Genomic DNA, 25,345 nt, shown 5'->3' with positions numbered 1-25,345 from the left:
GTCTATTCCTTTTTCCAGTCTTTCAGGACAGCGAAAGGCGACGGTTTCTTGTCATCTTCACCACTGTCCTCGATATGACCTTCGAACTCGATGCCGGGCTTGCGCGGATAGGGATCAATGGCGAGCGCGGCAAATTCGGTAACGACTGCCCCGGCATCGATCGTATCGCCGATGAAGGTTTCCGGAAGATCCGGGCCGTCGGGGTCGAGCACCATTTCGCCTGCATCCATGGACGGCGCCCGCGCGAGCTTCGAATCCTCGGGGATGAAAATATGCTCGAAATCCTCGTCGATCTCCGATTCGACCGGCTCCAGCGTCACCACACAGGCCTGGACGATCTTTGCGCGAACATTGCCCTTGAGGCGGATGCCGTCGCGCTTCCAGCGGGAAATCTTCAGATCTGCCGAGAGGCTCTCCACGGAAAGCACATCCCAAAGCGCAGCCAAGCCAACAAGCTCCCTCTTGTCGGCTTCGAGATGCACGTCCACCGGGTTGGCGGAGATATGGCCGACCTTCACCGGATAGGAAAAGGGCGTTTCGTCGGAGTTGGTTCTTTTCATTTTTGTCTCCTAAGGTGCGTCTTTGCCGATTTCAGGCGGCTGCGGCAGCGTTGCGGAGCCGGTGGCGATCTCGGTTTCTGCGATCCCTGACAGATGCGTCTCGGCGGTCATCATCCAATCCGCAAGAGCAATCATCGAGGGAGCTCCCTCGCCTGCCTTGGGATAGATATTGCGCCGGAGGGCAGCGGCCAGCGCGACACGGTCGTTCCCGTCCATCGCGGCGGCATAGCTCTCCAGCCGCCCGTAAAACATACCGGCCAGTTTCTTCATCCGCTTCGGCACGCTGTTGTCGCCGATTCCGAGTTCGCGGATCGAATAGTCGATATCCTCAAAAAAGGCATCGACGATTTCCTGGGCAAGCTCCTGGCCGCTGGTTTCAGACGAACGTGTACGGCGGAAAAATAGGATCATCACCGCCGACAGCAGCTCGAAACGACCCATCACCGTGTCCGGCACATCATAATCCGTATAGAAAACCGGCAGGCGCGCCATCGCGGTCAGGGTGTCATATTGCCTGACGACGATGAGCTGGTTGTGATTTCTTTTGCGGAAGAGCCCAAAAATCATGAAAATTCCCGGAATTGGCTCATTCAGAGCGCCCCGTTGCGCTCGGCCTTGTTGCATCCACTTGAAAGCTGGTTTACCGAAGCAGGCGCGAATTGCAATGCCGTTTGTGCCCGCTTCAAGGTCCCGCCCCAGCCGTCGTCACTCTCCGTGCATGATTGGTGATGAAGAGTGCCGAACAACATCGTTGAGCCTTCCGCAATCGCGGAATGGCCACAATGATGTGCACAGCAAGGTCATATCGGCCGTTCGGCCATCGGTTTGATTCATTAGGGGAGATGAGATGTCGTTGACGAGACGGTATTTCAAGTCTGACAGAACTTTCATCAGTAGTGCCGCTATCGCTCTGGTGATTGCCACCGCGGGGCTCGCGGGCTGCCAGACCAGCGAGGTCATGAACAACGGCTACATCTTCGACCAGCAAGCGCTCAATCTCGTGCCCGTCGGCTCGAGCCGCGAGCAGGTGCTGCTTTCGCTCGGCACGCCGTCGACGACGGCGACCTTCGATGGCGAAGTCTTCTATTACATCTCCCAGAAACGCACGCGCGCCGTGGCCTTCATGAAGCCGAAGCTGGTCGACCAAAACATTCTGGCGATCTATTTCGACAAGGACGGCGTGGTGAAGCAGGAAGCCAACTACACGCTGAAGGACGGCCGGGTTTTCGACATGATCAGCCGCACGACGCCGACCGGCGGTCGCGACATGACCTTCCTGCAACAGATCCTGCAGGGCGGCGGCAACGGCATCAACGGCGCGAAGAACTTCCTCAACAACCTCAACGCCGGCCAATAAGCTGGCGATACCCCATCAAAAAACCCGCGAAGCGCAGGCTTCGCGGGTTTTTCATTTGTTCAGCCCTCGCTCTTATCCGGCGAGAACGGCAAGCAGCAGCAGCGCGACGATATTGGTGATCTTGATTGCCGGGTTGACGGCGGGACCGGCTGTGTCCTTGTAGGGATCCCCGACAGTGTCGCCCGTGACGGAAGCCTTGTGCGCCTCCGAGCCCTTCAGGTGACGCGCACCATCCTTATCGACGAAACCGTCTTCGAAGCTCTTCTTGGCATTGTCCCAGGCACCGCCGCCCGACGTCATGGAAATGGCGACGAACAGGCCGTTGATGATGACGCCCAGCAGCGAGGCGCCGAGCGCGGCAAATGCCGAAGCTTTCGAGCCGGAGATCAATAGCACGCCGAAATAGACGACGATCGGCGCCAGTACCGGCAGCAGGGACGGAATGATCATCTCGCGAATGGCGGCCTTGGTCAGAAGGTCGACAGCGCGGCCATAATCGGGGCGTTCGGTGCCCTTCATGATGCCCGGCTTTTCACGGAACTGCTTACGCACCTCTTCGACGATTGCGCCGGCCGCACGGCCGACGGCCGTCATGGCGATGCCGCCGAAGAGATAGGGAATCAGGCCGCCAAACAGCAGGCCGGCGACGACATAAGGGTTGGAGAGATCAAAGGATATCGTACCCACATTCGTGAAATAGGGGAACTGATCGCCATGGGCCGCGAAATATTTCAAATCGTTCGAATAGGCGGCAAAGAGCACCAGAGCGCCGAGACCGGCCGAGCCGATGGCATAACCCTTCGTCACCGCCTTGGTGGTGTTACCGACAGCGTCCAGCGCGTCGGTCGATTTGCGCACTTCCGGCGGAAGATGCGACATTTCGGCGATGCCGCCGGCATTGTCGGTGACCGGACCGAAGGCGTCCAGCGCAACAATCATCCCGGCGAGACCGAGCATGGCTGTGACCGCGATACCGGTGCCGAACAGGCCGCCGAGCTGATAGGTGGCAAGGATACCGCCGACGATGACGATTGCCGGCAGTGCCGTCGATTCGAGTGAAACGGCGAGGCCCTGAATCACGTTGGTGCCATGGCCGGTGACCGAGGCCTGGGCGATGGAATTGACCGGGCGCTTGTTGGTGCCGGTATAATATTCAGTGATGACGACGATCAGCGCCGTGACGATCAGGCCGACGATACCGCAAAAGAACAGCCTCGTGCCGGTGACTTCGAAACCTGCGGTAGCGCCGATCGAACCCCAGCCGACGGTCACAGACGTGGCGGCAGCAAGACCAATGATCGACAGAACGCCCGTGGCAATCAGGCCCTTGTAGAGCGCGCCCATGATCGAGCCGTTTACGCCGAGCTTGACGAAGAAAGTGCCGATGATCGAGGTGATGATGCAGGCGCCGCAGACCGCCAGCGGATAGATCATCGCGGAGGCGAGAATTGGCGTGCCGGCGAAGAAGATCGCGGCGAGCACCATGGTCGCCACGACGGAGACCGCATAGGTTTCGAAGAGGTCGGCGGCCATGCCGGCGCAGTCTCCGACGTTGTCGCCAACATTGTCAGCGATGGTGGCGGGATTGCGCGGGTCATCCTCGGGAATGCCGGCTTCCACCTTGCCGACGAGGTCGCCGCCGACATCGGCGCCCTTGGTGAAGATACCGCCGCCGAGACGGGCAAAGATCGAGATCAGCGAGGCGCCGAAGCCGAGCGCCACCAGCGCATCGATGACGTCGCGCGAGCCCGGCTCATGGCCGAGAATACCCGTCAGCACGTAGAAATAGATGGAGACGCCGAGCAGAGCGAGGCCGGCGACCAGCATGCCGGTGATGGCGCCCGACTTGAAGGCGATGTCGAGGCCGGCCGACAGGCTATGCGAGGAGGCCTGTGCGGTGCGGACATTGGCCCGCACGGAGACATGCATGCCGATGAAACCGGCGGCACCCGACAGGATAGCGCCGATCAGGAAACCGATGGCGGCTTCGCCCGACAGGAGCAGCCAGGCCAGGATGAAAACGATGACGCCGACAATGGCAATGGTTCTGTATTGACGCGCCAGATAGGCTTGCGCGCCTTCTCGAATATAGCCTGCAATCTCCTGCATGCGTGCATTGCCCTGGTCGGCTGACAGCACCGACCGGGTTGCCCAGACGGCGTAGATCACCGAGAGCAGTCCGCACGCGATAACACCTAACAGAATCGACATTTCGCTTTTTCCCTCCAAAAAAGCCGGCGGTTCACTCCCCCTCCGGCCGCCCGCGACAATGGCCTGCCCCCTCCTCCCAAGGGGGTCGGCAAATGTGCAAGGGGAGATTGCGTTTGGGAAAACGTCGCGTCAAGACCGCCCGCGGGTAAAACACCCGATGGAAGTTCAAAAGAATGTCGCTTGGTGAAATCAGGCGCGAGCGAAAGAAACGAAACCGGCAGGGATCAAGCGCCGGCCTGACGTCGGGCCTTATTTCTTGGCTTCGCTGCGAACCTGCTTGGCGATTCGGTCGAGCACGGCGTTGACGAGCTTCGGCTCATCCTCTTCAAAAAAGGCGTGAGCGATCTCGACATATTCGGTGACGATGACCGGGACCGGCACGTCCTTGCGGTCGAGAAGCTCGAAGGTGCCGGCACGCAGGATGGCACGCACGGTGCTGTCGAGACGCGATAGCGCCCAATCGTCCTGCAGGGCGGAGCCGATCAGCGGATCGAGCCGGGTCTGCTCGCGCACGACACCGGCGACGATGGAACGGAACCAGGATGCGTCGGCCTTCAGATAGGTCTCGCCGTCCAGCTCCTGTCCGAGACGGTGTGCCTCGTATTCGGCTACCACCTCCAACACGCCGGTACCGCCGATATCCATCTGATAGAGCGCCTGAACGGCGGCAAGGCGTGCTGCCCCCCGCTGGTTCGCGGTCTTTGCCGGTCGCTCGTTATCCTGATTGCTCATGAACTTATGCACCCAACTTTTGTTTCAGCGCGATCATCGTCAGCGCTGCGCGGGCGGCGAAGCCACCCTTGTCCTTGTCCGAGCGGCGCACGCGCACCCAGGCCTGATCGTCGTTTTCGACCGTCAGGATCCCGTTGCCGATCGCCAGAGATTCGCTGACGGCCAGATCCATCAGCGCACGCGAAGATTCGTTGGAGACGATGTCGAAATGATAGGTCTCGCCGCGGATGACCATACCGAGGGCGACATAGCCGTCATATTCGGTGCCCCCGTTGTCGGCGCCGTCAAGTGCCATGGCGATGGCGGCCGGAATCTCCAGGGCGCCGGGCACGGTGACGACGTCATAGGTCGCGCCGGCTTCTTCGAGCGCGGTCTTGGCGCCGTCGAGAAGAGCGTCGGCCATGTCATCGTAGAAGCGGGCTTCAACGATGAGGATGTGGGCATTGGTAGAGCTGGACATACGTCACCTGCTAAATGAGAGGGCGGGCAGCACCTTGATAAGGGCGGGTCAAACCACGGCGGGCCGCGCTTGGCAAGTGTTTTTCGGATGCCTGCGCCAATTCTAATCCGGATTTGAGGAACATTGATCCGTGCCAGAAATTGTATCTTCCGCCAGCTCACTCGCTTCGCTAATAATTTGCTACTGGCAGGGAGGAACCTGATGACAGAAAAAACCAGATGCGCTGTCAACCTCGGCGAGCTACACCTCGATCATTGGCAGCAGGGAGATTTTTTTGCCGGCAGCGATGTCTCCTTCGGCGCACTGCTCGGGCTGAAGGATCTTGGCATCAGCTACAATGAAGTGCCGCCCGGCAAATCCGGCTGTCCATTTCACAATCATCACGTCGAGGAAGAGCTCTTCGTCATTTTAGAGGGCGAAGGCGAATATCGCTTCGGGAGCGAACGTTTCCTGGTTGCGAAAGGCGATGTCCTCGGAGCGCCCGCCGGCGGCCAGGAAACTGCCCATCAGCTCATCAATATCGGCCCGAGCGTGCTGATCTATCTCGTCATCTCAACCAAAGCCAGGACGGAGATCGTCGAATATCCCGACTCCGGCAAGTTCATGGCGAAAACCAATCGCCCCGGCGAGGCGCCGCGACGCTTCAGCTTCATCGGGCGCGAAGACGGCGCCGTGGATTATTGGGACGGCGAGCCGGGAGCATAAACAGATGCACATGAACGCAGAAACGGCAGACAGGAAGGAAGCCGCTCCCGCCATGACCATAATTCCGACGCTGATGACCGAACGCCTCATCCTCCGCTCGCACCGGCTGGAGGATTTCGAAGAATATACCGCCTTCTGGACGCAGGAAGATCTTGTCCGCTACATCGGCGGCGAGACGTCGACGCGCGAACAGGCCTGGTCGCGCCTGCTGCGTTATGCCGGTATGTGGCACCATCTGGGCTTCGGTTTCTTCGCCGTCGAAGAACGTCAGAGCGGCCGCTTCATCGGCGAAGTCGGCTTCCTCGACCTGCATCGCGACATGCACCCGACCACTACGGAGGGGACCTTGGAATCCGGCTGGGGGATCACACCAGCGCTGCAGGGCAGAGGTTATGCAACGGAAGCCGTCAAGGCGGCGATCGCCTGGGCTGACGACACCTTCCCCGGCCGACGCATGACCTGCATCGTCGATCCAGAAAACAGGCCGTCACTGCGGGTCGCCGAAAAGGTAGGATTCCGCCGGATCGGCGAAGTCTTCTATAAGGACAAGCCCAACGTCATGTTCGAGCGGTAGTGGCGGAACCGACCGCGGAGATTGGGGCCGCGAGAAACCTACAATCAGCTTTCCCGCGCCACCGGGAATTCCGCCAGCCTTGCGGCATAGCGGGCCATGGTGTCGACTTCGAAATTGACGAAATCGCCGGCCTTACGTTCGCCCCAGGTGGTGACCTCCAGAGTGTGGCGGATCAGGAGCACGTCGAAATCCGTGCCGTCGACGGCGTTTACCGTGAGCGACGTGCCGTCGAGAGCGATCGAGCCCTTAGGAGCAACGAATTTTGCGAGATGCGCCGGGGCGCGCAGGCGAAAGCGGGTGGCGTCGCCCTCCGCCGTCACCGACAGGATTTCGGCCTTACCGTCGACGTGGCCGGAGACGATGTGGCCGCCGAGCTCATCGCCGATCTTCAGCGAGCGCTCGAGATTGATATGGCTGCCAGCCTGCCAGGTGCCGATGGTGGTCAGCCGCAGGGCCTCTTCCCAGGCCTCCACTTCGAACCAGCGGCCGTTGCTGCCGGCTTCCGGCAGGCCCGTCACCGTCAGGCAGACGCCGGAATGGGAGATCGAGGCACCCATATCGATCGTTGCCGGATCGTAATTGGTGGCGACCCGCAGCTTGATGCCTTCCTTGAGAGGGGAAACGGATTCGATCTTGCCGATATCGGTGACAATTCCGGTAAACATCAAAAACCTCTTTCAAATTCGTCGCAGCGATCATCGCCAAACCGGCTCGCGCGGATATGCCTGAAACTGGGTGGGATATTGGTCTTCGTGATCGGCGATTCAATACCACCCTCGCCGATGGTAGCCGGCCCCTGGAACAGAAGGATGCGGTCGACGAGGTCGGCATCAAGGAAGCGCTGCGCCGTCCTTGCCCCGCCTTCAACCAGCAAAGAAGAGATGCCGCGCGTTCCCAGCGCTTCAAGCAGCTCCCCCAACTCGCCGGAATCGGATTGCAGCACTTCAGCGCCGGCGGCATCCAGCGCGGCGCGGCGGCCCATGAAGGCCTTGTCAGTGTTTTCATCGAATGGCGGCGGATCGCCGGCGACGATCATCAACCCATATTGCTCAGCCGTCTTCACGAGCTTGCTGCCAAGCGGAAGCTGAAGCTGGTCGTCGATGACGATACGCAATGGCGTACGGCTTTCTAGCCCCGGCAGACGGCAGGTCAATTCCGGATCGTCTGCCACCGCCGTGCCGATGCCGACAAGAATCGCGTTGCTTTCGGCGCGCAGGACCTGCACCTGGGCGCGGGCGATATCGCCGGTGATGCGCACCTGCCCCTCGCCGGTTTTGCCAATCATCCCGTCTGCCGAAACAGCAAGTTTGAGAGTCACATACGGCCGTTTTCTCGTCTGGCGCATGAGGTAGCCGGCAAGAGCACGCCTGCCCTCCTCCTCGAGAATACCGGCATCGACCTCGATCCCCGCCTGCCGCAGCAGCGCGATGCCGCGGCCGGAAACACGCTGATCGGGATCGGTGACGCTGATGACGACGCGGGCGACGCCGTAGGCGATGAGCGCCTCGGCACAGGGCGGCGTCTTGCCGTGGTGCGAACAGGGTTCGAGGGTGACGTAGGCCGTGGCGCCCCGCGCCGCTTCGCCGGCCTCGGCCAAAGCTTGCGGCTCGGCATGCGGCCTACCGCCAAGCGCGGTAACGGCGCGGCCGATGACAGCACCATCCTTGACAATCAGACATCCGACGGACGGGTTGGTGGAGGTAAGCCCCAGATGCGTGCGCGACAGACGGATCGCCGCGGCCATGAAACGCTCGTCTTCAGGCCGGAGCGCCATGGTCAGGGATCCAGCGGATCGCGGGCGATCTTGGCGTTGATCTCGGTGATCACCTGCTCGAAATCCTCCGCATGCGAGAAATCACGATAAACGGAAGCATAGCGCACGAAGGCGACATCATCGAGGCTCTTCAAGGCTTCAAGCACCTGCAGGCCGATCTGCTCCGAACTGATTTCCGTCTCGCCGGAGCTTTCCAGGCGGCGGACGATACCGGAGACGGCACGCTCAATGCGATCGCGGTCGACCGGGCGTTTGCGCAGTGCGATTTCGAAGGACCGCACCAGCTTATCCCGGTCAAAAGGCACCTTGCGGCCGGTCTTCTTGATGACCATCAGCTCGCGCAGTTGCACACGCTCGAAGGTGGTGAAGCGGCCGCCGCAATCCGGACAAATACGCCGCCGGCGGATGGACGTATTGTCCTCCGCCGGACGCGAATCCTTGACCTGCGTATCTTCCGAACCGCAATAAGGGCAGCGCATGCGCTCTCCTTAGCCCATGTAGCCGTACATGGGGAAGCGGCCGGTGAGGTTGACCACCTTCTCGCGCACTGCGGCCTCGACGGCGGCATTGCCTTCATCGGAGTTGGCGACCTTCAGGCCATCGAGCACTTCGATGATGAGATTGCCGATTTCGCGGAACTCAGCTTCCTTGAAGCCGCGCGTCGTGCCGGCCGGCGTGCCGAGGCGGACCCCAGAGGTGACGAAAGGCTTTTCCGGGTCGAAGGGGATGCCGTTCTTGTTGCAGGTCACGTAAGCGCGGCCGAGGGCAGCTTCGGCGCGCTTGCCGGTGGCGTTCTTCTTGCGCAGGTCGACCAGCATCAGGTGGTTGTCCGTGCCGCCGGAAACGACGTCGACACCGCCGGAAATCAGCGTTTCGGCAAGAGCCTTGGCGTTCTTGACGATCTGCGCCGTATAGTCCTTGAACTCCGGCTGCAGTGCTTCGCCGAGCGCCACGGCCTTAGCGGCGATGACGTGCATCAGCGGGCCACCCTGGAGACCGGGGAAAACGGCCGAGTTGAACTTCTTCGCCAGATCCTCTTCATTGGTGAGGATCATGCCGCCGCGCGGGCCGCGCAGAGACTTGTGGGTCGTGGTCGTTGCAACGTGGCAATGCGGGAACGGCGACGGATGCTGGCCGCCGGCAACGAGGCCGGCAATATGGGCCATGTCGACCATCAGGTAAGCACCAACGCTATCGGCGATCTCGCGGAAGCGCTTCCAGTCCCAGATGCGGGAATAGGCGGTGCCGCCGGCGATGATCAGCTTCGGCTTGTGCTGCTCGGCCTTGCGCTGCACTTCATCCATGTCGAGAAGGTTGTCGCCTTCGCGCACGCCGTAGGAAACGACGTTGAACCACTTGCCGGACATGTTGACCGGCGAACCATGCGTCAGGTGACCGCCCGAATTGAGGTCGAGGCCCATGAAGGTGTCGCCCGGCTGCAGCAGCGCGAGGAAGACGGCCTGGTTCATCTGGGAACCAGAATTCGGCTGAACGTTGGCGAAGTTGACGCCGAACAGCTTCTTGGCGCGCTCAATGGCGAGCTCTTCGGCGATATCGACGAACTGGCAGCCGCCATAGTAGCGCTTGCCCGGGTAACCTTCAGCGTACTTATTCGTCATGATCGAGCCCTGCGCTTCCAATACGGCGCGCGAGACGATGTTTTCCGAGGCGATCAATTCGATTTCGTGCCGCTGACGACCCAACTCCTTGCCGATCGCGCCAAAGATTTCCGGATCGGTATCGGCGAGCGAGCGATTGAAGAAAGGTTCGGTGGAAGCATTGGTCATCGTGGAAGCTCCTGAACAGGCCGGAACGGCAATGGAGACGGTATTAGCGTCAGGGTAGCCCGAGAGCAATACGATCAGCGACATTTGCTGAGCATTCTACGATGGAGGTCCCCAGCAAAGAAAAAAGCCGCATCCGAGGACGCGGCTTTCTGAGACTGTCGTCGCTATGGCGCCGGATTATTGAACCGGCTGCTCCATGCCCTGTGTCGTATCCAGCGCTAGCTGGGAATTGCCGTCGAGCTGATAGATATCGTCGCGGAACTGAACGATGCCGTTGCCAGCGCCCCATGCGGAGATATAGACGAAATAGACCGGCACTTCCGTCGCCAATGTGATCGGCGTGTTGACGCGGGTCGAAATGACCTGCTCGATATGCTGGCGCGGCCAGCCCGGCGTTTCGGCAAGCAGCCAGTTCGTCAGGTCGCGCACGTTCTGCACGCGCACGCAGCCCGAGCTGTCGAAGCGCATCAGCTTGTTGAACAGGCCCTGTTCGGGGGTGTCGTGCATATATTCGTTGTTGGGGTTGTGGAAGTTGATCTTCGTAGACGCCATGGCGTTGTTCTTGCCCGGATCCTGGCGGAACATCAGGTCCGGCGCCTTGTCCGAATTCCAGTCGATCGTCTCAGGCGCAACTTCCTGGCCCTTGCCGTCGAGCAGGCGGATATTGTTCTTCGTCAGGTAGGTCGGATCCTTGCGCATCAGCGGCATGATGTCCTTGACGACGATCGAGCGCGGCGCCGTCCAGTACGGGTTGAGAATGACCTCGTAGATCTTGGAATTGATGAGGTGCGTCGGGCGTGAGATGCGGCCGACGATCGCCTCGTGACGCAGCGCCACCTGACCGTCCTCAACGGCTTCGATATAGGTCGCCGGAACGTTGACCATGACGTGACGTCGACCGAGGTCGGACGGGAACGTCTGCAGGCGAACGAGGTTGGTGTTCAATTGCTGCAGGCGGACTTCGGCGGGGATGTTCATCGCCTTCAGCGTGAATTCGCCGATCACGCCATCCGGCGGCAGGCCATGGCGGGCCTGGAAGCGCTTGACGGCGCCATCGACGTAGGAATCGAACGCCGAGGACATGCCGGCTTCCTTCGGCAGGTCGCCGGTGACCATCAGGCGCTGGCGGAGCGCCTGTACGGAACCGTCGGTGACGCCGAGCTGAAGCTGCTGCTCGCCAGGATTGATCTGCGGCCAGCCGCCATTGGCAGCGATGCTCTGATACTGGGCGATCGCCTGCTGGATGTTCGGTACGGAATCAGGCCCGAGGATCGGCGTGTTGGAAACAACCGCTGCGGCAGTGCGCGCGGCAGCCTTCGCATCAAACTGATCGTCCCAGTTGCCGCGGGCGCGGTTGTTGATCAGCGCATCGAGAGGCGTCTGGTCCTGTGCGAAAGCCGGGGCTGCCAAAGCGGCCACGCCAAAAGTTGCCGCAGACCGCAGGAAGGAGCGGCGCGAGAAGGGTTCAATTCCGGTTTTCTTCGACATATCCCACCGTTCGACGCTGCGACCCAATTATCCGCAGCCAAGAGAGAAAGCAGTAAATCACTGCAGCTCGCGCCAAGTAACGCAGCTCTGTGTCAATCCGTTGCCTTAGCGCACACTAAAACTTCGCTCCGGACCATCACAATATTGCGAGCCCAAAGCGCTAAGGCATGAAGATCAAGACTTGAAAAGCGCCGTTTGCCGTTCGTTTCCGCTGTCATAGCAATATGGCCAATTCGTGTCGCCCGGCATGAAACTTGCGTTCGCCTGCCGTAGCGGAAGAAACTCCATTTTGCGTTGCTAAAATACCACTAAATGATTGTGGTTCATAGCGCGTGCTAATCCGGCGTCAATGGCGCAGATGCAGCATACATGGTGTGCATCGCAACGTCGCGGCGGGGGCGTGGCAAAAAGCGCACAGCCGATGTGGGATCTTTTGCTCGGAACGAGCACAGCCGGACACGCAGGGAACGTATCCGGTCTGTTTGCTGGAGGTTCCGCGGCAACTCCGCCGCGGTGACTTACAGGCGATACAAAATCTGATCGTTCCAGAAGCGGTCGAGGCGCTGCAGGAGCTTGTTCATCTGGGTGAACTCGTCCGTGCCGATGCCGCCGACCTTGTCGATGGAGGCGATGTGGCGCTCGTAGAGCTTGGCGACGGTTTCGGCGATGTCCTGGCCGGTTTCCGTCAGGCTGATGCGGACCGAGCGGCGGTCGATGCGCGAGCGCTGATGGTTGATGAAGCCGAGGTCGACCAGCTTCTTGACGTTATAGGAAACGTTGGAGCCGAGGTAGAAACCGCGGGAGCGCAGCTCGCCGGCGGTCAGCTCGGAATTGCCGATGTTGAAGAGGAGCAGCGCCTGGACGGCATTGACGTCGTCGCGGCCTTGGCGGTCGAATTCGTCCTTGATAACATCGAGGAGACGGCGGTGGAGACGCTCTACCAGGTGGAGCGATTCCATATACAGACCACGGATATCTTCGATCTGCTGGTCCCGAGCATTCGCAACTGTCTGCGGCTTGATTTTCGTGTTCATCATGACTTGGCCTCACTGTTTTGTTTGGCGGTGTCGTTTTCTTCCCGCCTTGAGTGAGACCCTATCGAATACACATAAAATTCTACTTAAACTGCAGGCTTAACAGCACCTTACCAGGAAGTCTTGGTGTCTCAGGGTAAATCAACCATTACCTGCTGTTCGCGTCGGCGCTTCTCCAGCCAGAGCAAAACACGGAAAATACAGTAGAGCACGGCGACGCCTGCATGCAGGATGACGATCAACGGATTGGAGCCGAAAATCTGTGGCCAGAGGCCATACATCAGCGCCTGACTGCCAGCCGCCAGCACCCAGATAACCGGTCCCCAGGAGACCGTCAGCCATAGGCCGAGGGCGGCGACCGGGAAGACGACGGCCAGCCCGGCGCCCGCCACCTTCCAGGGCAGGTTGAGGAGATCGAAACGCGCCTGGCCGTCCAGCGAATAGCCGACCAGCATCGACCAATATTGCAGGCCAAGCCAGAAACAGGCGATCGCAATCAGCCGCAGGAACAATACGAACAGAATGTCGGTCAGCGTATTCTTGGGTATGGTCGGAGAATCGGGTTCCATGCGCAGACAATAAGTAGAAGGCCAAAGGCTCGCCAGCGCTATAATAGCTGCGGCCTTTCGCCGGGTTTTGTTTCCGGGGGACAGCGTGATAGGTACGCTGCTCACCAATTGAGGCCATAGATAGACTAAAAAGGATGGCGGCACCATGCAGGACAAGACGCATCTTGTTGACGAGATCACCGGGCACCGGCGCATGCGGCGCAACCGCAAGGCCGACTGGACGCGCCGCCTGGTGCAGGAAAACCGCCTGACCGTCGACGACCTGATCTGGCCGATCTTCCTCATCCCCGGCAGCGGCATCGCCGAACCGATCCCCGCCATGCCCGGCGTCTTCAGGCTGACGGTCGACAAGGCCGTAGAAGCGGCAAAGGAAGCAGCCGATCTCGGCATTCCCGCGCTCGCCACCTTTCCGAACATCGAAATGGAGCTGCGCGACGAGACCGGCTCGAACAGCCTGGAAAAAAACAACCTCATCAATCTCGCCACCGCCGCCATCAAGAAAGCCGTGCCGAATATCGGCGTCATCACCGATGTCGCCCTCGACCCCTTCACCAGCCACGGCCATGATGGCATTTTGCGCGGCAACGAAATCGTCAATGACGAGACTGTCGAGCAGGTGGCGCGCGCCGCCGTCTATCAGGCCGATGCCGGCGCTGATATCATTGCGCCATCGGAAATGATGGACGGGCGCATCGGTTTCATCCGCCGCGCGCTCGACGCCGCCGGTCACCAGAGCGTCGGCATCATGAGCTATGCCACCAAGTTCAGCTCCGCATTCTACGGCCCCTATCGCGAGGCGATCTCGACGGGCGGCCTGCTGAAGGGCGATAAGAAAACCTATTATATCGATCCGGCCAACGGCACAGAGGCGGTGCGCGATGCCGCGCTCGACGTCGAAGAGGGCGCAGACATGCTGATGGTCAAGCCCGGCCTGCCCTATCTCGACATCTGTTGGCGGCTGAAAGAGGCTTTCGGCCTGCCGACCTTCGCCTACCAGGTCTCCGGCGAATATTCGATGGTCAAGGCTGCCGCAGCCAGTGGCTGGATCGATGGCGAAAGGGTGATGCTGGAAACGCTGCTTGCCTTCAAGCGGGCGGGCTGTGACGGCATTCTCACTTATTTCGCACCGGAAGTGGCAAGACTGCTGGCAAAGAGGTAATTCCCGGCCACAAAGCTTATTGCATTTGCCGGACCTCACACCATATGTTCGGCAAATGTTTCCCTGCTGCCTGCGCACCCTATCGAACGCGCAAGGAATGCAGTGGGATCTTTAGGCTGCGCATAAGCCTTTTCATCGGAGCGATAGAAAGGGTTATGCGCGAAGGAGAAAGACAATGAGCCTCAATCCAACCCCGCTTTATGCAGCACCGGACGACTGGCGCGCCTATAGTGGTGTGCTGAGCCGGCGCATCTTCGCCTTCATTCTCGACTATGTCATCGTCGGCTTGCTTTGCATCCCGGCAGCGGTGGTATTGTTTTTTGTCTCCATCCTGACGCTTGGGCTGGGCTTCGTGCTCTATCCTGCCCTCTTCCTCATCGTCGCGGGTCTCTATTTCGGCTGGACGCTCGGCGGACCGCATCAGGCCTCGCTCGGTATGCGCGCCATGGGCATCGCCATGGTGCGGATCGATGGCCGGCCGATGGATTTTCTCACCGCGATCGTACACTTGGCGCTGTTCTGGATCCTGAACTCCGTGCTGACACCCCTCATCCTGCTTGCAGGCCTATTCATCGAACGCAGCCGCCTAGTGCATGATCTCCTGCTCGGCACGGTCATCGTCCGAACGGCGTAAACCAAGGTTATTCCACTCAACCTCATACCCAACGGTTTGGTTGTCCCCATCATCATAAGAAAGCCCGCTTGCTTCTGAAGAAGCTGGGAAACTATGGCCTTGGACAAAGGACATAGTTGACGTTTTCTAAACTTGGGCCATGCTTGTGAGGAGTCGAATGCCGAACGGAAGGTTAATCAACGGCAGATGAACACGCAGTCGACGCCATCCCCGCAGTTTTATCTGACGGCACCGGCTGCCTGCCCGTACCTGCCGCGGGAGATGGAGCGCAAGGTCTTCACCCATCTCGTCGGACCGCGCGCGGCGGAGATGAACGACATTCTGACCCAGGGCGGCTTTCGTCGCTCACAGAACATCGCCTACCGCCCCGCTTGCGAATCCTGCCGCGCCTGTATTTCCGTTCGCATTCTCGCTCAAGAATTCGAACCCAGCCGGTCGATGAAGCGCGTCCTGTCGTCGAATAGCGATATCATCGCCACCGAATTCCCGGCGCAGCCGTCCAGCGAGCAATATTCCCTCTTCCGCCGCTATCTCGATTATCGTCATCAGCAGGGCGGCATGTCCGACATGACAGTGCTCGACTACGCGATCATGGTCGAAGACACCCACGTCAACACCCGCATCATCGAATATCGTCGGCGCGAGGAAGGCTCCGGGCTGGAGCAGCGGCCCAAAGGCGAGCTGCTGGCGGCAGCATTGACCGACGTGATGAGCGACGGGCTGTCGATGGTCTATTCCTATTTCAATCCCGATCTCGACCAACGCTCGCTCGGCACCTTCATGATCCTCGATCATATCAAGCGGACCAAGGCGCTCGGGCTGCCGCATGTCTATCTCGGCTATTGGGTCAAGGGCTCCCGCAAGATGGACTACAAGACGCGGTTTCAGCCGCAGGAACATCTGACGCCGCGCGGTTGGGAGCGCTTCAATCCCGCCGACGCCTGCCAAGATCCCCCTCGCTGAATGGTCTCCCATCTCTCAGATCACCGAAAAGGCTTGCTGCTGACCACGATCGGCGGCCTTGCGTTGTCGATGGACATTCCGCTGATCCGGCTTTCGAGCGGCGACGTCTGGTCCGTCCTGTCGGTGCGCAGCATTGCGACGATCATCGTTGCGCTTGCCGCTCTGATCGTCATCCGCCGCGTTACAGGATCGTTGCGCACCACGCTGCCGGGCTGGATCGGGCTTCCCGTCGGCCTTTTCTACGGCCTGACGACCATCACCTTTCTCCTCGCCATCTACTATACGACGGCGGCGAATGTGGTGTTCATCATCGCTCTCAACCCGATGTTCGCTGCGCTCTTTTCCTGGATTTTCCTAAGGGAACGCCCCGCTCTTTCCACCATCGTCGCCATGATCGCGATGATCTTCGGCGTCGGCCTGATCGTGTGGGACGGCATGGAGGGCGGCCATTTCCTCGGTGACGCACTGTCGGTTCTAGCGTCTTTCTTCATCGCCTGCGCCATTACCATCGGCCGCGCCTCGCGAAGGGATATGGGCTTCGCCTCTCTCTTGTCCGCCATCGTCCCTGCCGCAGTCGGACTCTATCATGTCATGCCTTCGGGCATCGCCATCGATCATCCCGGCTGGATCCTGCTCGACGGCGCAGTTCTGATGCCCCTCTCCTTCTGGTGCCTTGCTACCGGCACACGCTTTCTCTCGGCACCGGAGGTGGCGATGTTCTATCTGCTGGAAACGATCCTGGCGCCGATCTGGGTCTGGCTGATCTTTGCCGAAGCGCCAAGCGACATGACGCTTGCGGGTGGGCTGGTGCTGATCGTGGCGCTTGCGGCGCATTCGTTGTGGCAGGCACGGGTGAGAGCGAGAGTGATGGCGGCGGGGTGAGCCGCGTTGCGACCGCGATGGCCCTATGTTATAACAACGTTATTACATAGGGAGCAGACACCATGAACGTCGTGATCCGCAAGATTGGCAATTCCGAAGGGGTGATTATTCCTAGAGAAATTCTTGATCGTATGGGTCTTGAAGCCGGCGACACGCTGGAACTCAGCATGCAAGATGGCGAACTGCGCCTGCAGCCTACGGACGCAGATTTTGCGCGTCAAATGGAACATGCGCAGCGTTTCATGGATCAATACAAAGTGGCGCTGAAAAAATTGGCAGAATAATGCCTATTATTTTCCTGACGCGAACGCTCGTCGAACAGTTGCACAAGATACAAATCAAACGATTTGGAGGCTCGTACGGGTTAAGGGACGAAGGTGCCCTCGAATCCGCATTGGCGCGTCCTATCAACAAAGCTCAGTACGGCAGCGACGATGTTATCGAACTTGCAGCAGCCTATCTGTTTGGCTTGGAGAAAAACCATGCATTCGTTGATGGCAACAAGCGTATCGCCATCGTGGCGGCTGCGATCTTTCTCATGGACAATGGTTACGAGATCCAGACAACGGACGCTAATCTCTACAGCTTTGTTCTTGCCATAGCCGCCGGTGAAATTGATGAAGAAAGCGCTATCCGTTTCTTCAGAGACGTCTGCATTCCCTATGCGGGCTGATGGCTCATGTTCTGCCCCACCCCTTCGCTCAAGCTCAGGGCGTTCGTCCCTCGAAACGCCCCACCGGGCGTTTCGTCGGTTACGCCGACCGCTCCTCACCCCGAAAACTTGCCGCTTCTCGGGAAGCCTTTCGGCACCGTGCGCCCGGCCGAGGCGCGTTCGGCAAGCCATTCTGTCAGTTCGTCCCTGGTCTTGGTGAAGGTGCGGCCGGCGCTGTCTTCCCAGGTCAGGCCATCGGCTATGGCGAAGCACTTGATATCGCCGACGCCGCCGTCCTTGTAGCGTTGCAGGCGCACGCCTTTGCCGCGCGACATTTCCGGGATCTGGGACAGCGGAAACACCACCATCTTGCGGTTCTCGCCGACGACAGCGGCGTGATCGCCCGAGATCGGCACGAGCAGTTTCGTCTCATCCGGCGTCGTCAGGTTCATGATCTGCTTGCCCTTGCGGGTATTGGCGACCAGTTCCACTTCCGGCACGATAAAGCCGTTGCCGGCGGTCGAGACGACCAGTTGCTTGCGCTGCGGATCGTGGACGAAGGCGGTCAGCACGTCCTGGTCGTTTTCCATGTCGACCATGATGCGCAGCGGCTCGCCGTGACCACGGCCGCCGGGCAGCTTGTCGCCGCCAAGCGTATAGGCCTTGCCGCCGGTCGTGACGATCAGGATCTTGTCGGTCGTCTGCGCCGGGAATGCCACCTTCAGCCCGTCGCCCTCTTTGAAGGTGAGCGTCGATGTATCGGAGATGTGGCCCTTCAGCGCGCGAATCCAGCCCTTTTCTGAAACGACGACTGTGATCGGTTCCTTCTCGATCATCGCCTGCTGGATAGCAGCGTCGTCGGCCTCAGGCGCTTCGGCGAACTGCGTGCGGCGGCGGCCGATCTCGGTCGCTTTCGCAAATTTCTTCTTCACCTCGCCAATTTCCCAGGCGACTGTCTGCCACTGCTTGTCGTCGGAGGCGAGCAAGGCCTCGATATCGGCCTTCTCCTTGGTCAGGCCGTCGAATTCCTTGCGGATCTCGAATTCTTCGAGCTTGCGCAGAGAGCGCAGCCGCATGTTGAGGATCGCTTCGACCTGATTGTCCGTTAGGCCGAACCGCTCCATCATCACGGGTTTCGGCTCATCCTCCTCGCGGATGATGGCAATGACCTCATCGATGTTGAGGTAGGCGATCAGGAAGCCGCCGAGGATTTCCAGGCGTTTTTCGATGGCCGCGAGCCGGAAGCGCGAACGGCGCAACAACACTTCACGCCGATGATCCAGCCATTCCTTCAGCACATCGTTCAGCGCCATGACCTTCGGGATGCGGCCCATGGAGAGAACGTTCATGTTCAGCGGAAAGCGGCTTTCCAGCTCCGTCAGCTTGAACATCGATTCCATCAGGATCATCGGGTCGACGGTGCGGCTCTTCGGCGTCAGGACGACGCGGATGTCCTCGGCGGATTCATCGCGCACGTCCTCAAGCAGCGGCAGTTTCCGCGCCAGAAGCAGCTCGGCGATCTTTTCGATCAACCGCGATTTCTGCACCTGGAACGGGATTTCGGTAATGACGATCTGATAGCCGCCGCGGCCGAGATCTTCCGTTTCCCACTTGGCACGGACGCGGAAGCCGCCGCGGCCGGTCCTGTAGCTTTCGATGATGCTGTCGCGATCGTCGATGATGATGCCGCCGGTCGGGAAATCCGGGCCGGGGATGAACTCCACCAGCTTTTCGACGGTCGCGTCGCGATCACGGATCAGATGCAGCGCCGCGTCACAGAGTTCGTGGGCATTGTGCGGCGGGATCGAGGTCGCCATGCCGACAGCGATGCCCGAGGAGCCGTTGGCGAGCAGGTTCGGGAAAGCACCGGGTAGGACGACCGGCTCTGAATTCGACTCGTCGTAGGTGTCACGGAAATCCACGGCATCCTGGTCGATGCCTTCGAGCAGCAGTTCCGAGACTGCCGTCATCTTGGATTCGGTGTAGCGCATCGCGGCGGGGCTATCGCCGTCGATATTGCCGAAATTGCCCTGGCCGTTGACCAGCGTGTAGCGTTGCGAGAAATCCTGGGCCAGGCGGGCCAATGCGTCATAGATCGACTGGTCGCCATGCGGGTGATAGTTACCCATCACTTCGCCGACGATCTTGGCGCATTTGCGGAAGGCGGCGTTGGGACGCAGGCCCATCTCGCTCATCGCATAAACGATACGGCGATGGACTGGCTTCAGGCCGTCGCGAACATCCGGCAGAGCGCGATGCATGATCGTCGACAAGGCATAGGCCAGGTAGCGCTCTTCGAGCGCCGCCTTGAGATCGACCGGAAGGATGCTGTCGTCGTCGCCGCCACCGGGCGGTAAAAGATTTTGTCCCATGGCCCTTGACTACCCGAGAAGCCGATTCCCGGCAAGAAATCAGTGGAAAGCATTTGTGGATGAAGTCTCAGTTCAAGCACGATCTGACGTAAGGTCAGACATAATTCTCGTGCATATATTTGCCATGATCATGGCATTGGAATTTTAGACGAACGCGAATATAAATCGCGCACTACACGCAAAATATGTATACCCGCCTACACCAGCTCAATGAGGAAAAGCCATATGACTTTTTATCGGACAACACGGCTGATGCTGTCCAGCGCCGCCATACTGTCTTTCGCCAGCTCCGCCTTCGCGCTCGACGGTAACGATCTTCTGAAGAAGATCAATGACGTCTACGGGCTGCAGGGCGCTTCGATTGCCGCCACGGGCATCGATATCGACGGTAGCACGGTCACGCTAAAGGGCGCCAGCTTCAAGGCAGCCGGAATGGACGACGGCCTCCCGCTCGGCGACATCACGATGGACGGTGTCGAAGAGAATGACGGCGGTTACACGATTGACGAAATCGCTTTTGCTGATGTCGACCTCAAAAAGGATGGCGCTGCCATTTCCGCCACCGACCTCACGCTGAGCGGCGTCGAAATTCCAGCCGACGCGACCAAGGGCGATCTCAGTTCGCTGCTCTATTACAAGAGCGCTCATGCCGGCGCCGTATCCGTCACCAAGGACGGCACCAAGGTATTTTCGCTCGACGATGCCGACGCCACGATGGATAGGCGCGAAGACAAGTCGGGCATCGACTTCGACGCCAAGATCAACGGAGTCAAAGCCGATCTCAGCAAAGTCGACGACGCGAAGACCAAGGACGCGATCGAGGCGCTCAAGCTGCAGCAGATCAATGGCGCAATCGCCATGAAGGGTAGCTGGGAAATCGGACCCGGCACGATCGACATCACCGAATACTCCTTGAACTTCAATGACATCGGCAAACTGAACCTCGCCTTTAGCATTTCCGGCTACACGCCTGCTTTCGCGAAATCATTGCAGGAAGCGCTCAAGACGGTCCGTTCCAATCCGAACCAGCAGGAAGCTCAGCAGTCGGCTGGCCTCGCCATGCTGGGCCTCCTCCAGCAGCTAACTTTCAACAGCGCCCAGATCCGCTTCGACGACGCTTCGATCACCGCACGTGCGCTCGATTTCGCCGGCAAGCAGCAGGGCGTTTCCGGCAAGCAGCTCGCCGACACGCTGAAGGCAATGACGCCGATCATGATGGCGCAGCTCAACATTCCGGAGCTGCAGAATGCCGTTTCCACTGCCGTCAGCGCCTATCTCGACAATCCGAAAAGCCTGACGGTCAAGGCTACGCCGGACAAGCCGGTGCCGGTGCCGATGATCATCGGCGCTGCCATGGGGGCCCCGCAGTCGATCCCGCAGGTCATCGGCCTCAAGGTTTCCTCGAACGACTAAGCTGTCGTTCTCCAAGCTATTCGAAAACCCGGCGATCTCGGTCGCCGGGTTTTTCTTTGCCGCTGGTCAGATCTCCGGCCGAAGCTGATATTTCTTCAGTTCACTGAGAGCATGAGCCATCAGCGCAAGCAATTCATCCGTCGTTGCACCGTCGCGCGCCTGGACGGACATGCCCTGCACGATTGCGCCCAGAAAGCGCGCAAGCGATCTGGCGTCGGCATCCGGCCGCATGTCGCCCTCGGCGATACCGCGCTCGATCCGTGCCGTGAAAATAGCCAGCGCCTGTAGGCGCATCGATGCGACGTGATGGGCGATCGGCTCGTTTTCCTCTGCGCAGTTCAGCACCGCCGTCGATATCATGCAGCCTTTTGGATGCTCCGGCGCCGTGAAGATCTTGGCGGAATTCGTCAAAAAGCGCTCGAAGGCGGTCACCGTATCCACCTCGTCCGTAAACGGGTTCCCGGGCTCCGGTCGCGGCATGCGCCGATATTGCTCGAGCGTTTCCCGGTAGAGCTCGGCTTTAGAGCCGAAGGCGGCATAGAGGCTTTGCGGCGTGATCCCCATGGCCGCCGTCAGATCGGCGATGGAGGAACCATCATAGCCATGCTTCCAGAACGTGTTGCGCGCGGCGGCAAGAACCGTCTCGCGATCGAAAGCGGGTGGGCGTCCACGCTTCCGAGGCACGGAATTTTCGGCCTCTTCATTATTTTTCACAATGGTCACTCTAGAAATAATCTCCGATCTGGTTTATTCAGGAATGGTCATTGTGATTATAGAAGGTTTTGCCCCATGAGTCTTCCCCTGGAAAATTCCGCATACCGGAGCGGCAGCCTTGCTGAAGGCGTCGATGCTGCGATTGATTCCGCCCTGGCGGATGAGAGGCTGGTCGGCACCGTAGTCCTCATTGCCCGGGACGGAGAACTGATCTACGGCCGCGCTGCCGGCCTGGCGGATCGCGAGAACGAGGTGGTGATGCGGCGGGATGCCATCTTCCGTCTGGCCTCCATCACCAAGCCGATCGTCGCTATTGCCGCCATGCGCCTCGTCGAACAGGGTCGCATTGGGCTGGACGATCCGATCACCAAATGGCTGCCGGACTTCCGGCCGCGGCTGCCCGACGGAGGCGAGGCCGTTATCCGTATCCGGCACCTTCTCACGCACACATCCGGACTGAGTTACACATTCGCCGAGGAGCAGGACGGCCCGTATCATCGCGCCGGCGTATCCGACGGCCTGGACATACCGGGCCGGTCGCTGGCCGATAACCTCACGCGTCTCGCCAGCGCTCCCCTTCTCTTTCCGCCCGGCGAAGCCTGGCATTATTCGCTGGCAATGGATGTGCTCGGCGGCATCATCGAAAAAGAAACCGGCGGTGCTCTCGGCGATGCCGTTGCGGAATTGGTGATGAAGCCGCTCGGCCTTTCCGACACGGCCTTTTCGGTCCGTGACCGCAGCCGCCTGGCGGCCGCCTATATGAATGGTGCATCGGGGCTGCAGCGGATGCGAGATGAGACGCTCGTTCCGATACTTGACGGCATGATCCGCTTCGCGCCGGACAGAATATTCAATCCCGGCTCCTATCACTCCGGCGGCGCGGGCATGGCCGGAACGGCAAGCGACCTCCTCACTATTCTGGAAGCGGTGCGCAAAGGCGGTGCGCCGCTGCTAGCGGCCGACACGGTGAAGATGATGACGACCGATCAGGCTGGCGGCCATATGCAGACGCTGCAAGCCGGCTTCGGTTTCGGCTATGGCTGGTCCGTCGTCACCGACCCCGTTGCGGCGCAGGCTCCATTCTCCAAGGGCACAATCAAATGGGGTGGAGTCTACGGCCATAGCTGGTTCGTCGATCCCGAGAAACGGATCACCGTCGTGGCGCTCACCAACACCGCTCTCGAAGGCATGTGGGGCCAATTCACGATCGATCTTCGCGATGCGGTCTATGCCGCTCACTAGGTTCTAACAGAGCACGAAAAACCCGGCGATTTCGGTCGCCGGGTTTTGTATTTCATCAAGCTTGAAAAGCCTCAGTCCTTCTTGACTGGCGGTACCGGACGGATTGCCAGTTCGCGCAGTTGCGTCGGCGTTGCGGTCGAGGGAGCGCCCATTAGCAGATCCTGCGCCTGCTGGTTCATTGGGAACAGCGAGATTTCGCGCAGGTTCTTGGCGCCGACCAGCAGCATGACGATGCGGTCGATACCGAAGGCAGCGCCGCCGTGCGGAGGCGCGCCGTACTGGAAGGCGCGGTAGAGGCCGCCGAAGCGCTCCTCGACATCCGCCTGGCTGAGACCGACCTTTTCGAAGGCGGCAACCATGGTTTCCGGCGACTGGTTACGGATCGAGCCCGAAGCGATTTCGAAGCCGTTGCAGACGGCGTCGTACTGGAAGGCCTTGATCGTCAGCGGATCCTGGCTCTGCAGCGCCTCAAGGCCGCCCTGCGGCATGGAGAACGGGTTGTGTGCGAAATCGACCTTCTTCTCTTCCTCGCTCCATTCGAAGAACGGGAAGTCGACAATCCAGCAAAGCTCGAAACGGTCGCGGTCGACCAGGTTCAGCTCCTCGCCGGCCCTGGTGCGGGCCTCGCCGGCAAACTTGTAGAACTTGTCCGGATCGCCAGCGACGAAGAAGCATGCATCGCCATCATCGAGACCGAGCTGGGTGCGGATCGCATCCGTGCGCTCCTCGCCGATGTTCTTGGCAAGCGGGCCGGCGCCTTCGAGCTTCTCGCCTTCCTTGCGCCAGAAGATATAGCCGAGACCCGGCTGGCCCTGGCTCTGCGCCCAGGCGTTCATCCGGTCGCAGAAAGCGCGCGAACCACCGGTCTTGGCCGGGATCGCCCAGACCTGAACCTTCGGGTTCGAGGCGATCATGTTGGCGAAAACCTTGAAACCGGAGCCGGCGAAATGGTCTGTAACCGCTTCCATGACGATCGGGTTGCGCAGGTCCGGCTTGTCCGAGCCGTATTTGCGGATCGCTTCGTCATAGGGAATGCGCGGCCATTCCTTGGTGACGGGCTTGCCTTCGGCAAACTCTTCGAACACCTGGGTCATCAGCGGGCTCATGGTGTTCCAGACGTCTTCCTGCGTGACGAAGCTCATCTCGAGGTCGAGCTGATAGAATTCGCCCGGCAGACGGTCGGCGCGCGGATCTTCGTCGCGGAAACAGGGCGCGATCTGGAAATAGCGGTCGAAGCCGGCAACCATCAGGAGCTGCTTATACTGCTGCGGTGCCTGCGGCAGGGCGTAGAAGGTGCCGGGATGGATGCGGCTCGGCACGAGGAAGTCGCGCGCGCCTTCCGGCGACGAGGCCGTCAGGATCGGCGTGGTATATTCGGTGAAGCCCACTTCGCCCATATGGCGGCGCATGGAGGAGATAACCTGCGTGCGCTTGACGATGTTCCGATGCAGCGTTTCGCGGCGCAGATCGAGGAAGCGATACTTCAGGCGAACGTCTTCCGGATATTCCGGCTCGCCGAAAACCGGCAGCGGCAATTCCTTGGCAGCGGAGAGCACTTCGATCTCCTGCGCATAAAGCTCGATTTCGCCGGTCGGCATGTTCTTGTTGATCGTGTCTTCGGTACGGGCCTTCACCAGACCGTCGATGCGGATGACCCATTCGCCGCGCACGGTCTCGGCAAGCTTAAAGGCCGGAGAATCCGGATCGGCGACAACCTGGGTGATGCCGTAGTGATCGCGCAGATCGATGAACAACACGCCACCATGATCTCGGACGCGATGAACCCAGCCGGAGATGCGGACGGTCGAACCGACGTCGGACTTGCGCAGGGCGGCGCATGTGTGGCTGCGATAGCGATGCATAGTATATATCCTGGACTTGGCGGACGGCGGCGAATGAGGACAAAAGCCCCTCGCCTGCCGACGAGAAAATCGGGCGGAAAAGCGCATGGTGCGCCTGATTTGTCAAGGCTCGAACGCCAGCGAGTAGGTTTAAAGCTGCTTTCGTGAACTCGCAACATCGACAGCCGGAGGTAGGGATGCGGCAATTCAGCTACCCCAGCC

The 25,345-nt window shown here is 60.1% G+C and carries 26 protein-coding genes; 11 read left to right on the top strand and 15 right to left on the bottom strand.

All coding sequences use genetic code 11. From position 1 onward, the window contains the following. Positions 1 to 2: 2 nt before the first annotated feature. Both N2601_RS04490 and N2601_RS04485 read right to left on the bottom strand, forming a co-directional pair. Complete coding sequence (locus tag N2601_RS04490) at positions 3 to 560, bottom strand: YceD family protein (protein ID WP_104822627.1); 558 nt, start codon at positions 558 to 560, stop codon at positions 3 to 5. A 9-nt stretch (positions 561 to 569) separates the two neighbouring features. Then, entirely contained in the window at positions 570 to 1,184 is a 615-nt protein-coding gene (locus N2601_RS04485) for a ubiquinol-cytochrome C chaperone family protein (RefSeq protein ID WP_199773535.1), read from the bottom strand. Positions 1,185 to 1,407: 223 nt separating this feature from the next. Between N2601_RS04485 and N2601_RS04480 the strand changes: the two genes are divergently transcribed. Beyond that, complete coding sequence (locus N2601_RS04480) at positions 1,408 to 1,917, top strand: outer membrane protein assembly factor BamE (protein WP_104822625.1); 510 nt, start codon at positions 1,408 to 1,410, stop codon at positions 1,915 to 1,917. A 72-nt stretch (positions 1,918 to 1,989) separates the two neighbouring features. On the opposite strand, the gene N2601_RS04475 is transcribed toward N2601_RS04480, so the two are convergent. From N2601_RS04475 to N2601_RS04465, 3 genes are all read right to left on the bottom strand, one after another. Further along, positions 1,990 to 4,128, bottom strand: a complete 2,139-nt coding sequence (locus tag N2601_RS04475) for a sodium-translocating pyrophosphatase (RefSeq protein ID WP_104822624.1) — start codon at positions 4,126 to 4,128, stop codon at positions 1,990 to 1,992. A gap of 249 nt (positions 4,129 to 4,377) precedes the next feature. Next, positions 4,378 to 4,860: a transcription antitermination factor NusB gene (nusB, locus tag N2601_RS04470; protein ID WP_104822623.1), complete on the bottom strand. Its 483-nt coding sequence runs from the start codon at positions 4,858 to 4,860 to the stop codon at positions 4,378 to 4,380. A 4-nt stretch (positions 4,861 to 4,864) separates the two neighbouring features. Beyond that, positions 4,865 to 5,320 carry a 6,7-dimethyl-8-ribityllumazine synthase gene (locus N2601_RS04465; protein ID WP_104822622.1) on the bottom strand — a complete coding sequence of 152 codons (456 nt, stop codon included), beginning with the start codon at positions 5,318 to 5,320 and terminating at the stop codon, positions 4,865 to 4,867. A 201-nt stretch (positions 5,321 to 5,521) separates the two neighbouring features. Between N2601_RS04465 and N2601_RS04460 the strand changes: the two genes are divergently transcribed. Next, positions 5,522 to 6,025, top strand: coding sequence for a cupin domain-containing protein (locus N2601_RS04460; protein WP_104822621.1), 504 nt, complete (start codon positions 5,522 to 5,524; stop codon positions 6,023 to 6,025). A gap of 52 nt (positions 6,026 to 6,077) precedes the next feature. Continuing rightward, positions 6,078 to 6,599 carry a GNAT family N-acetyltransferase gene (locus tag N2601_RS04455; protein ID WP_199773565.1) on the top strand — a complete coding sequence of 174 codons (522 nt, stop codon included), beginning with the start codon at positions 6,078 to 6,080 and terminating at the stop codon, positions 6,597 to 6,599. Positions 6,600 to 6,643: 44 nt separating this feature from the next. Here the strand turns inward: N2601_RS04455 and N2601_RS04450 are convergent, their stop codons facing one another. From N2601_RS04450 to N2601_RS04420, 7 genes are all read right to left on the bottom strand, one after another. Further along, a complete protein-coding gene (locus N2601_RS04450; RefSeq protein ID WP_104822619.1) occupies positions 6,644 to 7,264 on the bottom strand; it encodes a riboflavin synthase in 621 nt (206 codons plus the stop codon). Further along, complete coding sequence (gene ribD / locus N2601_RS04445; RefSeq protein ID WP_260303740.1) at positions 7,264 to 8,373, bottom strand: bifunctional diaminohydroxyphosphoribosylaminopyrimidine deaminase/5-amino-6-(5-phosphoribosylamino)uracil reductase RibD; 1,110 nt, start codon at positions 8,371 to 8,373, stop codon at positions 7,264 to 7,266. The genes N2601_RS04450 and ribD overlap by 1 nt, the downstream gene beginning before the upstream one ends. A gap of 2 nt (positions 8,374 to 8,375) precedes the next feature. Further along, the gene (gene nrdR / locus N2601_RS04440; protein WP_028753312.1) at positions 8,376 to 8,852 is read right to left on the bottom strand and encodes a transcriptional regulator NrdR; all 477 of its coding nucleotides are present in this window, start codon (positions 8,850 to 8,852) and stop codon (positions 8,376 to 8,378) included. 9 nt (positions 8,853 to 8,861) lie between these two features. Next, positions 8,862 to 10,160, bottom strand: coding sequence for a serine hydroxymethyltransferase (glyA, locus tag N2601_RS04435; RefSeq protein WP_104822617.1), 1,299 nt, complete (start codon positions 10,158 to 10,160; stop codon positions 8,862 to 8,864). A gap of 177 nt (positions 10,161 to 10,337) precedes the next feature. After that, positions 10,338 to 11,648, bottom strand: coding sequence for a L,D-transpeptidase family protein (locus tag N2601_RS04430; protein ID WP_104822616.1), 1,311 nt, complete (start codon positions 11,646 to 11,648; stop codon positions 10,338 to 10,340). A gap of 518 nt (positions 11,649 to 12,166) precedes the next feature. After that, complete coding sequence (ldtR, locus tag N2601_RS04425; protein ID WP_260303968.1) at positions 12,167 to 12,682, bottom strand: transcriptional regulator LdtR; 516 nt, start codon at positions 12,680 to 12,682, stop codon at positions 12,167 to 12,169. 131 nt (positions 12,683 to 12,813) lie between these two features. Then, on the bottom strand, positions 12,814 to 13,251 hold the full coding sequence (locus N2601_RS04420; RefSeq protein WP_104822615.1) for a DUF6163 family protein: 438 nt from the start codon (positions 13,249 to 13,251) through the stop codon (positions 12,814 to 12,816). 145 nt (positions 13,252 to 13,396) lie between these two features. Here N2601_RS04420 and hemB point away from each other — a divergent pair, with 145 nt between their 5' ends. The 6 genes from hemB (at position 13,397) to N2601_RS04390 (ending at position 17,562) form a co-directional block, all read left to right on the top strand. Continuing rightward, the gene (hemB, locus tag N2601_RS04415) at positions 13,397 to 14,410 is read left to right on the top strand and encodes a porphobilinogen synthase (RefSeq protein ID WP_104822614.1); all 1,014 of its coding nucleotides are present in this window, start codon (positions 13,397 to 13,399) and stop codon (positions 14,408 to 14,410) included. Between the two features lie 175 nt (positions 14,411 to 14,585). After that, on the top strand, positions 14,586 to 15,044 hold the full coding sequence (locus N2601_RS04410; protein ID WP_104822613.1) for an RDD family protein: 459 nt from the start codon (positions 14,586 to 14,588) through the stop codon (positions 15,042 to 15,044). A gap of 186 nt (positions 15,045 to 15,230) precedes the next feature. Next, entirely contained in the window at positions 15,231 to 16,007 is a 777-nt protein-coding gene (locus N2601_RS04405) for an arginyltransferase (protein ID WP_104822612.1), read from the top strand. After that, positions 16,008 to 16,889, top strand: a complete 882-nt coding sequence (locus tag N2601_RS04400) for a DMT family transporter (RefSeq protein ID WP_104822611.1) — start codon at positions 16,008 to 16,010, stop codon at positions 16,887 to 16,889. It begins immediately after the preceding gene. A 62-nt stretch (positions 16,890 to 16,951) separates the two neighbouring features. Continuing rightward, on the top strand, positions 16,952 to 17,173 hold the full coding sequence (locus tag N2601_RS04395) for an AbrB/MazE/SpoVT family DNA-binding domain-containing protein (protein ID WP_104822610.1): 222 nt from the start codon (positions 16,952 to 16,954) through the stop codon (positions 17,171 to 17,173). Continuing rightward, positions 17,173 to 17,562, top strand: a complete 390-nt coding sequence (locus N2601_RS04390) for a type II toxin-antitoxin system death-on-curing family toxin (protein ID WP_104822609.1) — start codon at positions 17,173 to 17,175, stop codon at positions 17,560 to 17,562. Before N2601_RS04395 ends, N2601_RS04390 begins: the two co-directional genes overlap by 1 nt. Positions 17,563 to 17,657: 95 nt before the next feature. Here the strand turns inward: N2601_RS04390 and parC are convergent, their stop codons facing one another. Further along, positions 17,658 to 19,913 carry a DNA topoisomerase IV subunit A gene (gene parC / locus N2601_RS04385; RefSeq protein WP_104822608.1) on the bottom strand — a complete coding sequence of 752 codons (2,256 nt, stop codon included), beginning with the start codon at positions 19,911 to 19,913 and terminating at the stop codon, positions 17,658 to 17,660. A 225-nt stretch (positions 19,914 to 20,138) separates the two neighbouring features. Here parC and N2601_RS04380 point away from each other — a divergent pair, with 225 nt between their 5' ends. Further along, positions 20,139 to 21,326, top strand: a complete 1,188-nt coding sequence (locus N2601_RS04380) for a hypothetical protein (RefSeq protein ID WP_104822607.1) — start codon at positions 20,139 to 20,141, stop codon at positions 21,324 to 21,326. Positions 21,327 to 21,392: 66 nt separating this feature from the next. Here the strand turns inward: N2601_RS04380 and N2601_RS04375 are convergent, their stop codons facing one another. Next, positions 21,393 to 22,049: a TetR/AcrR family transcriptional regulator gene (locus tag N2601_RS04375; protein WP_199773534.1), complete on the bottom strand. Its 657-nt coding sequence runs from the start codon at positions 22,047 to 22,049 to the stop codon at positions 21,393 to 21,395. A gap of 66 nt (positions 22,050 to 22,115) precedes the next feature. Between N2601_RS04375 and N2601_RS04370 the strand changes: the two genes are divergently transcribed. After that, positions 22,116 to 23,282 carry a serine hydrolase domain-containing protein gene (locus tag N2601_RS04370; RefSeq protein ID WP_104822606.1) on the top strand — a complete coding sequence of 389 codons (1,167 nt, stop codon included), beginning with the start codon at positions 22,116 to 22,118 and terminating at the stop codon, positions 23,280 to 23,282. A 71-nt stretch (positions 23,283 to 23,353) separates the two neighbouring features. Here the strand turns inward: N2601_RS04370 and aspS are convergent, their stop codons facing one another. Next, the gene (gene aspS / locus N2601_RS04365) at positions 23,354 to 25,144 is read right to left on the bottom strand and encodes an aspartate--tRNA ligase (RefSeq protein ID WP_104822605.1); all 1,791 of its coding nucleotides are present in this window, start codon (positions 25,142 to 25,144) and stop codon (positions 23,354 to 23,356) included. Between the last annotated feature and the right edge of the window lie 201 nt (positions 25,145 to 25,345).

This window comes from Rhizobium sp. CB3060 (genome assembly GCF_025200735.1).
In the GTDB taxonomy this organism is placed as follows: domain Bacteria; phylum Pseudomonadota; class Alphaproteobacteria; order Rhizobiales; family Rhizobiaceae; genus Rhizobium.
The sequence above is the reverse complement of the archived record's forward strand: the minus strand, read 5'-3'. Positions and strand labels throughout refer to the sequence as shown.